At 70.6% G+C, this 10542-nt stretch carries 7 protein-coding genes; 5 read left to right on the top strand and 2 right to left on the bottom strand.

All coding sequences use genetic code 11. The features are described from left to right. Nucleotides 1-33: 33 nt before the first annotated feature. Genes B4E30_RS06710 through B4E30_RS06695 form a run of 4 tightly spaced genes read left to right on the top strand, consistent with a single transcriptional unit; the run spans nucleotide 34 to nucleotide 4395 of the window. Nucleotides 34-735, top strand: coding sequence for a winged helix-turn-helix domain-containing protein (locus B4E30_RS06710; RefSeq protein WP_286794164.1), 702 nt, complete (start codon nucleotides 34-36; stop codon nucleotides 733-735). 48 nt (nucleotides 736-783) lie between these two features. Next, on the top strand, nucleotides 784-2949 hold the full coding sequence (locus B4E30_RS06705) for an RNA degradosome polyphosphate kinase (protein WP_286794162.1): 2166 nt from the start codon (nucleotides 784-786) through the stop codon (nucleotides 2947-2949). Further along, nucleotides 2946-3887 carry an NUDIX hydrolase gene (locus tag B4E30_RS06700; protein WP_286794160.1) on the top strand — a complete coding sequence of 314 codons (942 nt, stop codon included), beginning with the start codon at nucleotides 2946-2948 and terminating at the stop codon, nucleotides 3885-3887. The genes B4E30_RS06705 and B4E30_RS06700 overlap by 4 nt, the downstream gene beginning before the upstream one ends. Before the next feature lies 1 nt (nucleotide 3888). Further along, on the top strand, nucleotides 3889-4395 hold the full coding sequence (locus B4E30_RS06695) for a chemotaxis protein CheY (RefSeq protein ID WP_286794158.1): 507 nt from the start codon (nucleotides 3889-3891) through the stop codon (nucleotides 4393-4395). 12 nt (nucleotides 4396-4407) lie between these two features. On the opposite strand, the gene B4E30_RS06690 is transcribed toward B4E30_RS06695, so the two are convergent. Further along, complete coding sequence (locus B4E30_RS06690) at nucleotides 4408-5685, bottom strand: M1 family metallopeptidase (protein WP_286794156.1); 1278 nt, start codon at nucleotides 5683-5685, stop codon at nucleotides 4408-4410. Beyond that, nucleotides 5682-9647, bottom strand: coding sequence for a Pls/PosA family non-ribosomal peptide synthetase (locus B4E30_RS06685; protein ID WP_414683190.1), 3966 nt, complete (start codon nucleotides 9645-9647; stop codon nucleotides 5682-5684). The genes B4E30_RS06690 and B4E30_RS06685 overlap by 4 nt, the downstream gene beginning before the upstream one ends. 221 nt (nucleotides 9648-9868) lie before the next feature. Here B4E30_RS06685 and B4E30_RS06680 point away from each other — a divergent pair. Beyond that, a partial coding sequence (locus tag B4E30_RS06680; protein ID WP_286794152.1) for a phosphate ABC transporter substrate-binding protein PstS occupies nucleotides 9869-10542 on the top strand: 674 nt, incomplete at its 3' end.

Below are 10542 nucleotides of genomic sequence, written 5' to 3'. Positions count from 1 at the left end.
CCACGGCGTGTTCGACGCCGAGAGGATGGCGTCTTGGCACAGCTTCTGGTTCTCAGCTCCGCACAGGGGGGCGGCCCTGTCCTGCCCTCGCTCGAACTGCTGAGTCATCGCGTACGGCAGATCCCGGCCGAAGCCGCGCAGCTGGTGAACGCACCGAGCTCCGACGTCATCTTCATCGACGCGCGCGTCGACCTGGTCGGCGCGAAGTCGCTCAGCAAGATCCTGAACACCACCGGCGCCGACGCTCCGCTGATCCTCATCGTCACCGAGGGCGGACTGACCGCCGTGTCGACCGACTGGGGCGTCGACGACGTGATCCTCGTGACCGCCGGTCCCGCGGAGGTGGATGCGCGCATCCGCCTCGCCATCGGCCGCAAGAGCCAGGACCAGGGCTCGAGCCGCATCCAGACGTCCGGCATCTCCATCGACGAGTCGTCGTACTCCGCGAAGGTGCACGGCAAGCCGCTCGATCTGACCTACAAGGAGTTCCAGCTCCTGCACTTCTTCGCCACGCATCCCTCGCGGGTCTTCACGCGCGAGCAGCTTCTCAGCGAGGTGTGGGGATACGACTACTTCGGCGGCACCCGCACGGTCGACGTGCACGTTCGTCGCCTGCGCGCCAAGCTCGGCGACCTGGAGCAGCTCATCGGGACGGTCCGGAACGTCGGCTACCGCTTCAACGTCTACGAGGACGACCAGGTCCCGACGCCGCGCGAACGCGGCGAAGCGTCGTAGCCCGCCGCGTTCACACCGCGGTCACCTTCGTCCTGCAATGATGAGGGGATGATCGAACCAGAGGTTCTCGATGCCGGTCTCGGCGATGCCGACGACGATGACTTCGACCAGTCCGAGAGCTTCGATGCGCAGCTGCCCGAGCACCGCTACCTCGATCGGGAGGTGAGCTGGCTCGCCTTCAACCAGCGCGTGCTGGAGCTTGCCGAGGACGAGCTGACACCGCTCCTGGAGCGGACGAACTTCCTCGCGATCTTCGCCAGTAACCTCGACGAGTTCTTCATGGTGCGCGTCGCCGGCCTCAAGCGCCGCATCGTCACGGGACTGGCGGTGCCCACCAACGTCGGGCGCTCGCCCCACGAGGTGCTCTCCGACATCTCCGCCGAGGCGCACGCCCTTCAGGTGCGTCATGCCGCGGCGTGGACCAATCTGGTGAAGCCCGCGATGGCCCGCAACGGCATCGAGGTGCTCTCCTACGATGCGCTCGACGACGACGACCGGGCGAAGCTCTACACCTACTTCCAGACCCAGGTCTTCCCCGTGCTCATGCCGCTCGCGGTCGACCCGGCGCACCCCTTCCCGTACATCTCCGGGCTGTCGCTGAACCTGGCGATCCGCATCCGCAACGCCCGAACCGGCCGTCAGGAGTTCGCGCGGCTGAAGGTGCCGCCCATGCTCCCGCGGTTCGTTGAGGTCTCGCGCGACGACGACGGGGTGCGGTATCTGCCGCTCGAGGACCTCATCGCCAACAACCTCAGCGACCTGTTCCCGGGGATGGAGGTGCTCGATCATCACGCGTTCCGCCTCACGCGCAACGAGGATTTCGTGATCGAGGAGGACGAGACCGAGAACCTCATCCAGGCGCTCGAGGCCGAGCTCATGCGCCGGCGCTTCGGACCTCCCATCCGCCTCGAGGTCACCGACGACATGGACGACCTCACACTCGAGCTCCTGGTGAACGAACTCGACATCACCGAGCAGGAGGTCTACCGCCTGCCGGGGCCGCTCGACCTGCGCGGCCTGTTCGATCTGGCGCGCATCGATCGCCCCGATCTGCACTACCCGCCGCACCTGCCCACGACGGCGCTCGCCTTCCAGCCGGGCGACAACACCGAGCGCAGCGACATCTTCACCGCGATCCGCAAGGCGGATGTGCTCGTGCACCACCCCTACGAGTCGTTCGCGACGAGTGTGCAGAGCTTCCTCGAGCAGGCGGCGAAGGATCCCCACGTTCTGGCCATCAAGCAGACGCTGTACCGCACGTCGGGCGACAGCCCGATCATCCAAGCGCTCATCGACGCGGCAGAGGCCGGCAAGCAGGTTCTCGCTCTCGTCGAGGTGAAGGCGCGCTTCGACGAGGCCAACAACATCGTCTGGGCGCGCAAGCTCGAGAAGGCGGGCGTGCACGTCGTGTACGGCCTCGTCGGACTCAAGACGCACTGCAAGCTCGCCCTCGTGATCCGCGAGGAGGAGGGGGTGCTGCGCCACTACAGCCACGTCGGGACGGGGAACTACAACCCCAAGACCAGTCGGCTGTACGAGGACTTCGGCCTGTTCACCGTCGACGACGAGGTCGGCCGCGACCTCACCCGCCTGTTCAACGAACTGAGCGGATACGCGATCGAGAAGAAGTTCAAGCGGCTCCTGGTCGCTCCACTGCACCTGCGCAAGGGGCTCCTCCGGCTCATCGACAAGGAGCGCAAGAACGCGCTGGCCGGCAAGCCGTCCCGGGTGCGGATCAAGGTCAACTCGATGGTCGACGAGCAGATCATCGACGCGCTGTACCGCGCCAGCCAGGCGGGGGTTCCCGTGGAGGTCTGGGTGCGCGGCATCTGCTCCCTCCGTCCCGGTGTGCCGGGTCTGAGCGAGAACATCACGGTGCGGAGCATCCTCGGGCGCTACCTCGAGCATTCCCGCATCTTCGCGTTCGAGAACGACGGCGATCCGCAGATGTACATCGGCAGCGCCGACATGATGCACCGGAACCTCGATCGACGCATCGAGGCGCTCGTGCGGGTCGTCGCCCCCGCCCACCTCCGCGAACTGGACGATCTGTTCACCCTCGCGATGAGCGACAGCACCAGCTCGTGGTGGCTGGGCGCGGACGCGGAATGGACGCGCCACGCCCAGAGCGCCGACGGCGCACCGCTGCTGGACCTGCAGGATCGCACCATGCACGACGTGCGGCGACGCCGTCGAGCACGGGCGGTGCGATGAGCTCGGCCGTCGTCTACGCCGCCGGCGGGGTGGTGTGGCGAGTCGTCGACGGCAAGCTGCGCATCCTGCTCGTGCACCGCACGAAGTACCGCGACCTGAGCCTACCCAAGGGCAAGGTCGACCCCGGGGAGACCCTGCCCGAGACGGCCGCGCGCGAGATCCACGAGGAGACCGGCATCCGTGTGAGCCTCGGTGTGCACATCGGCGTCTCCCACTACCGGCTTCCGTCATCACGGGAGAAGATCGTGCACTACTGGGCCGCCGAGGCGACCGACGCCGCGATCCGGGCGAGTTCGTTCACGCCGAACAAGGAGATCGCCGCGCTCGAGTGGGTGTCGCTGAAGAAGGCCGTGAAGCGCCTCAGCTATCCCGTCGACGTCGAGATCGTCGAGCGATTCCGCGCCTTCCTCGACGAGGGGGCCTTGCGCACCTTCCCGCTCGTGATCCTCCGGCATGCGAAGGCCGTCTCGCGGGACGCGTTCGACGGCGAGGTCGACGCCGAGCGTCCGCTCGCCCCGCGCGGGCGCCGGCAGGCGAACGAGCTCGTCGGCCCGCTTGTCGCGTTCGGCGTACGCAGGATCGTCTCCAGCCCCGCGGTGCGGTGCGCCAGCACGGTGCGTCCGCTCGCGGCCGCCCTGGGCTGCAAGGTGCACCTCGAGCCGGGGATCAGCCAGGATGCGTGGGAGGAGGGGCGGTCGGATGTGCGGCGCATCGTCGGTGATCGGATCCGCGCGCGCCGGCCCGTCGTTCTCTGCAGTCATGGCCCCGTGCTTCCCGACATCGTCAGCGAGCTCGCGCTCGCGGCCGGCAGCATCCCGGGCTCGTATCTGGGCAGCGCGTCGGCGCTGGACACGGGAGAGTTCTCGGTCGTGCACCTCTCGGCCGACGACCCGGCCTCGGGCATCGTCGCGACCGAGAAGCACGACGCCGGCGTGTGACGTGGAGGCGATCCAGGTCGCGTGGGCACCCGTCGCGGATGGCCCCCGACGCGCCGTCGCCGACGAGCTGCTGCGCCGCCTCGCTCCCGGGTGCGACGTGTCGCGCGTGTGCGCCCGGTGCGGTGGGGACCACGGCGCACCGCGGCTGACTCCCGGCGGACTTCTCGCATCGACGACGTATGTCCGGGATGGCATGAATCGGGTGGCGACCGCGGTCGCGGCTGTCGTCGACGGCGGCGGACTCGTCGGCTTCGGCATCGACGCGGAGCGCGGCGAGGCCTCGGACGCCTCCGACGTGGCCGGTTTCGGCACCCTCCGGGAGTGGGTGCGCCTCGAGGCCGCCGCCAAAGCCGACGGCCGCCTCCTGCGCCTCGACCCGACATCCGTCGTCGTGCACACCGCGGGCTCGACCTGGACGGCGTCCCTCCCGGCGGCCCCCGACGTGCACGGGCGCGATCTGCCGGGACCGCCGGGGGCCGTCCTCAGCGCGGCGTGGCGATCGGCGTGACCGGCCGAGACCTCACGCGGCAGCGGGAAGCGGCGGAAGCTCGCGGGCGTAGAGCCACTCGTCGAAGAACGCCCCCATCGGGCGGCCCGCGAACGATTCCGCCAGCGCGATGAAGTCGTCGGTCGACACCAGAGCATGGCGGTGGCGGCCGGTCCACGCGGTCAGCAGCTGCGCGAACGCCTCGGCGCCGATCGTGCGGCGCACGGCCAGGAGGGTGAGCGCGCCGCGCTTGTAGACCCGATCGTCGAACATGTCTCGGGCTCCGGGGTCTCCGATCACGATGTCGGCGCGGAGGTCGCTGAGGCGGCTGTGGGCTGTGGCCGCGAGTTCCTCGATCGTGGGCCCACCCGAGGCCTCTGACCACACCCACTCGGCGTAGCAGGCGAAACCCTCATTGAGCCAGATGTCTCGCCACGCGCCGATCCCGACGCTGTTGCCGAACCACTGGTGGGCGAGCTCATGCGCGATCAGCCGCTCGTACTCCGGTTCGAGGTGGTTCGCGCCGAAGACGGCGAGTCCCTGCGCCTCCAGCGGGATCTCGAGATCATCGGGAGTCACCACGAGGGTGCACGCCTCCTGCGGATAGGTCCCGAAGGTCTCCTCGAAGCACGCGATCATGCGGGGCACGTCGGCCAGAGCCCGGCGCGCCCGCACAGCCAGGGCGCCCGGCGTGAAGACAGTCGCGGGCCCCAGCGACTTCTCGCGGTAGGGCCCGATGTGCACGGCCGCGAGATAGGTGGCGGTCGGGACGTCGCTGCGGAACTCCCAGCGCGTCGAACGCCCCTGCTTCGTCACCGAGACGCGGCGTCCCGTGGCGGCGACGGTGTAGCCGGCATCCGCGGTCACGGCCACGGTGAAGCGCGCCCGGTTGTCGGGGCGATCGTTGCAGGGGAACCACGTGGGCGCCCCGACCGGCTGCGACGCGACCAGCATCCCCTCCTCGAGCTCCTCCCACCCGATCTGCCCCCACGTCGACCTGCGGGGAGAGGGCCGCCCCGCGTAGCGCACCTCCGTCGAGAACCGCTCACCCGCGACGATCGGATGCGGCACGCTCACGCGCAGGTGGCGCGGTCCCTGCCGGAACTTCGCGGGCACCCCGTCGACGGTCACGCGCGTCGCACGCAGTCCGATGAGGTCGAGCGAGAACGCACCGAGGTCGGTCACGGCGACCGCATTGAGGGTCGCGCGGGCCTCGAGGTGATTTGTCCGGACGGCGTATCGGAGGTCGAGGTCGTACGATTCCACGTCGTACGAGGCGTCGCCGCTCGAGGGCGTGTACGCGTCGCTCACGAGGTCGTCTGGTAGGCGCGGACCTTGACCGCACGCCAGGGGCCGATCGGATTGCCGCTCCAGCGCGAGCCCACCGGCACGTGCTCCCCCCGCATGACGAGGGATGCCGGGCCCACCGTGGCGTCGGCGCCGATGGTCGCCGCGGGCAGGATCACACTGTGCGGTCCGAGGGTCGCCCCGGACGCGAGTTCGACGGCATCCATGCTCATGATTCGATCATGGAACAGGTGCGTCTGCACAACGCAGCCGCGGTTGACCGTCGCACCGTCGCCGAGGGTGACGAGGTCGGGCTCGGGCAGCCAGTAGGAGTCGCACCAGACCCCCCGCCGGATCGTCGCGCCGAGGGAACGCAGCCAGACGGCGAGCGCCGGCGTTCCGGCGGCCGCCCGCGCGAACCACGGCGCAGCGACCATCTCGGTGAACGTGTCGGCGACCTCCGTGCGCCACACGAAGCTCGACCACAGCGGCTTCTCCCCTGCCCGGATGGGTCCGACGATGAGCCACTTCGCGAGCGTCGTCACCGCGGCGGCGAGACCGCCCGCGAGCAGGAGGACGGGTCCCGACAGCACGAGCGTCCACACCGGACCCACACCCTCCCACAGCGCCGCGAGCGCGAACAGCACGCCGAGCCCGAGCCCGCAGCTGACGATCACCGGCACGATGCGCAGCAGCTCCCATGTCGCGCGAGCGACACGCAGTCCCGCCCCGGGCCGATAGGTGCGGCTCTCGTCGACCTCGGTCGCGACGCGTCGCAGGCGCACGGCCGGTGAGCCGAGCCAGGACGAGCCGGCCTTCGCCTTCTCGGGCGCCACCGACAACACGGCGACCAGGCCGTCCTTGGGAACGCGATGGCCGGGACCGGCCATCCCGGAATTCCCCAGGAAGGCCCGTTTGCCTATGCGCACCTTCCCGATGCGCATCCAGCCCTTGCGGAGCTCGTAGGAGGCGACCATCGTGTCGTCGGCGAGGAAGGCCCCGTCTTCGATGCGCGTCATCGACGGCAGCAGCAGCACCGTCGACGCCTCGACGTTCCTGCCCACCCGTGCTCCGAGCAGGCGCAGCCAGACCGGGGTGAACAGGCTCGAGTACAGCGGGAAGAGGAACTGGCGCGCGGAATCGAGAAGCCGCTCGGTCGTCCACACCTGCCATCCGATCCTCGATCGCACCGGATGAGTCCCCTCCGTCAGGCCGATCGCCAGCAGGCGCACGCCGAGCACGACGGCTCCGGCATAGACCACGCCCGCCGCGATGACCGCGGGAACCAGCCACGCCGCGGCACTCGCGAAGAACCCCCCGAGAGTGTCTGCGCCGCTCGCTCCCACCGCGAGAACCAGCCCGCCGACGGCCAGCGAGCCGATCGGCAGGAGCCCGAGGAAGACCGACGATGCCGCGTAGGCGGTGAGCCAGCGGCGTGCCGGGGGCGGGGCGTCTTCGGGCCAGCGATCGTCGCCGGCCGCACCGACGCGCACCGCGGGTGAGCCGGCCCACCTCTGATCGGCGCGCACCCGACCGAACACCGCCGACCCGGGGGCGATCTCGGCCCGACGGCCGATGCGCGTTCCGGGCGCGAGCGTGCTCCGTGCGCCGACCGCGGCATCCGCCCCGATGCGCACCGGCCCGACGCGCACGCGGTCGCCGTCGATCCACGAGCCGGTCAGGTCGACTTCCGGCTCGATCGATGCGCGCGAACCGACTTCGAGCATCCCGGTGATCGGCGGGAGCGTGTGCATGTCGACGTCGCGGCCGATCTTCGCCCCCAGCAGCCGCGCATAGAACGTCACCCACGGTGCGCCGGCCAGACCCACCGCGTCGATCTGGTCGGCGAACTGCTCGGCGAGCCACAGGCGCAGGTGCACCCAGCCGCCCCGGGGATAATCGCCCGGCTTCACACCGGACAGCAGCAGTCGCGCCGCGAGCGCGGCGATCCCCATCCGGCCGAACGGTGTCGCGAACAGCAGCAGGCCCACCACCAGGACCCACCACGGCACCTCGGGGAGCACGTCGAACCCCGGCACGAGCCGCAGCAGCGCGCTCGCGGTCAGCAGGTAGAGCAGCCAGCGCACACCCGTGACGATGAACAGCGGCACGCCGAGGAGCGACTGCAGCCACTGCATCCGCCGCGGCGTCGGCTTCGGCGTGGAGTACTCCCCCACCGGGGTCGCCGCCGCGACGGCCCCGATCGCCGACGCCATCGCCGCGAGTCGTGGGACGTCATAGATGTCGGCGACGGAGAACTCCGGAACCCGGGTGCGGATGCGCGAGACGAGCTGCGCCGCCGCCAGGGACCCGCCGCCGAGGTCGAAGAAGTCCGCGGCGGCATCGGTGATCGGCATCCCGAGCACCGCCTGCCACAGCTCCGCGAGCCATGCCTCATCGTCGGTGAGCCCGTCGGCGGTGTCATCGGTGCCCGGCAGGGGCCACGGCAGCGCGTCGCGGTCGACCTTGCCGGAGGTCCGCACGGGAAGGTCGTCGACCTCCGCGAGGATCGGGACGACCCCGGCGGCGAGTCGCTCGGTGAGCCGCGCCCGCGCCCCGGCGCGATCGAGGGGAGCCTCGGTGACGACGTATCCGACGAGCACCGAGACTCCGGCATCCGTCTTGCGAACGGCGGCGCAGGCCGCGGCCACGCCGGGGAGGTCGCCGAGCGCGGCCTCGACCTCGCCGAGTTCGATCCGGCGGCCCCCGATCTTCACCTGATCGTCGGCGCGCCCCTGGAAGATGAGCCCCTCGCGCTCGTAGCGCACGAGGTCGCCCGATCGGTAGGCGCGCTTCCAGCCGAGCGAGGGCATCGGCGCGTACTTCTGCGCGTCCTTCTCGGGGTCCAGGTAGCGGGCGAGGCCGACGCCGCCGATGATGAGTTCACCCGCCTCGCCTTCACCGACGCGGTTCCCGTCGGCGTCGACGACCGCGAGCATCCATCCATCCAGCGGCAGGCCGATCCGCACCGGACCGTCCCCTCCGAGCGGTGCAGCGCAGGCCACGACGGTCGCCTCGGTCGGACCGTACGTGTTCCAGACCTCCCGACCCTCCGCAGCCAGACGAGCGGCGAGCTCGGGAGGACAGGCCTCGCCCCCGAAGATCAGCAGGCGCACGTTCTCGATCGCGCTGCCGGGCCACATCGACGCGAGGGTCGGAACGGTCGAGACCGCGGTGATGCTCTGCCGAAGCAGCCACGGGGCGAGATCGTCGCCGGAGCGCACGAGCGACCTCGGCGCGGGCACGAGGCAGGCGCCGTGGCGCCACGCGAGCCACATCTCCTCGCACGATGCGTCGAAGGCGACCGAGAGTCCCGCGAGCACCCGATCCCCCGGCGCCAGGGGCGCGTCCTGCAGGAAGAGGTTCGCCTCGGCGTCGACGAACGCCGCCGCGCTGCGGTGCGTGACCGCCACGCCCTTCGGAACGCCCGTCGAGCCCGAGGTGAAGATGATCCACGCGTCGTCGTCGACGGTGGGCGGAGGCACCGCGGCGACCGCGCTCGTGCTCGGGTGGGGCGCGGTGTCGGCGTAGAGCACCGCCGGCCCGGTCGCCGCCCCACCGCCCGAGGCGGGATCGGTCGGCACGTACACGCCGCCGGTGCCGATGATCCCAGTCACCGCCGCCTCGCCGAACACGAGCGCGGCGCGCTCGTCGGTGTCGTCGGCGTCGACGGGCACATAGGCCGCTCCCGCGGCCAGCACGCCGAGGATCGACACGTAGAGATCCCGGGAGCCGGACGGCACCCGGATTCCGATGCGGTCGCCGCGGCGAACGCCGGCCTCGTGCAGGCGCGCCGCGGTGCGCGAGACGAGTGCGGCGAGCTCCCGGTAGCTCATGGCGCCGGCGCCGTCATCGAGCGCCGAGGCCTCCGGGTGCCGGGCGACGGTGTCGCGGAAGACCTCGACGAGCGTGCGCGGTCGGGCGGCGAGGGATGCGCGATCGAGCGCGCTCTGATCGGAGTCTGCGGGCACGTCAGACGGTCGCATCCACGGCCACGCGCGCCGCCTTCGTGATCTCGGACATGACCATCACGCTAACCACTCCGCGAACCCGCCTTCGCACGGCTCGGTCGATCCGGTTCGTTGCACAAGATCCGTTCACCAGGCGTTCACCTCCCGCGCGCACTCTCTTAAGGCTGCGTGCTTAGCGTGCACGGCGAGCCCCGCACCGGGCCCGCAACCCCAACCCCTACACGTGAGGATTCACAGTGAAGCTCAACCGTCTTGCGAAGATCGGCGCCCTCGGCGCTGTCGCCGCACTCGCCCTGACCGCCTGCGCCGCGAACGAGGGCACGGACACCGCCTCGGACACCACCGACGAGACGAGCACGCTCTCGGGCACCCTCGACGCCACCGGCGCCTCCTCGCAGACCGCCGCCCAGGAGGCGTGGGTCGCGAACTTCCAGACCGCCAACCCCGACGTCACGGTCAACTACGAGCCCACCGGATCGGGCACCGGCCGCGAGAACTTCATCGCCGGCGCCAGCAACTTCATCGGCTCGGACCGCGCGTTCAACGACGAGGAGATCGCCGCCGGCGGCTTCGCCGCCTGCGCCGCTGACGGAGAGGCCGGCATCGTCGAGCTGCCGATGTACATCTCCCCGGTCGCCGTCGCCTTCAACCTCGAGGGCGTCGACAGCCTGAACATGTCGGCTGAGACCATCGCGAGCGTCTTCGCCGGCGAGATCACCAGCTGGAACGACGAGGCCATCGCCGCCGACAACCCCGACGTCGAGCTCCCCGACCTCGCCATCTCGCCCGTGCACCGCTCGGACGACTCGGGCACCACCGAGACCTTCACCTCCTACCTCGAGGCCGCCTCGGGCGGCGCGTGGGAGTACGAGGCCGACGGCGTGTGGCCGATCGACTCCGGTGAGGCCGC

Source organism: Microbacterium sp. UBA3394, assembly GCF_002358725.1.
Lineage (GTDB): Bacteria > Actinomycetota > Actinomycetes > Actinomycetales > Microbacteriaceae > Microbacterium > Microbacterium luteum.
The sequence above is the reverse complement of the archived record's forward strand: the minus strand, read 5'-3'. Positions and strand labels throughout refer to the sequence as shown.

Bases quoted from the DNA above. Each gene is read 5' to 3' on its own strand.
- B4E30_RS06705 (WP_286794162.1), top strand. From the start codon at position 784: ATGATCGAACCAGAGGTTCTCGATGCCGGTCTCGGCGATGCCGACGAC.
- B4E30_RS06700 (WP_286794160.1), top strand. From the start codon at position 2,946: ATGAGCTCGGCCGTCGTCTACGCCGCCGGCGGGGTGGTGTGGCGAGTC.
- B4E30_RS06685 (WP_414683190.1), bottom strand. From the start codon at position 9,647: ATGCGACCGTCTGACGTGCCCGCAGACTCCGATCAGAGCGCGCTCGAT.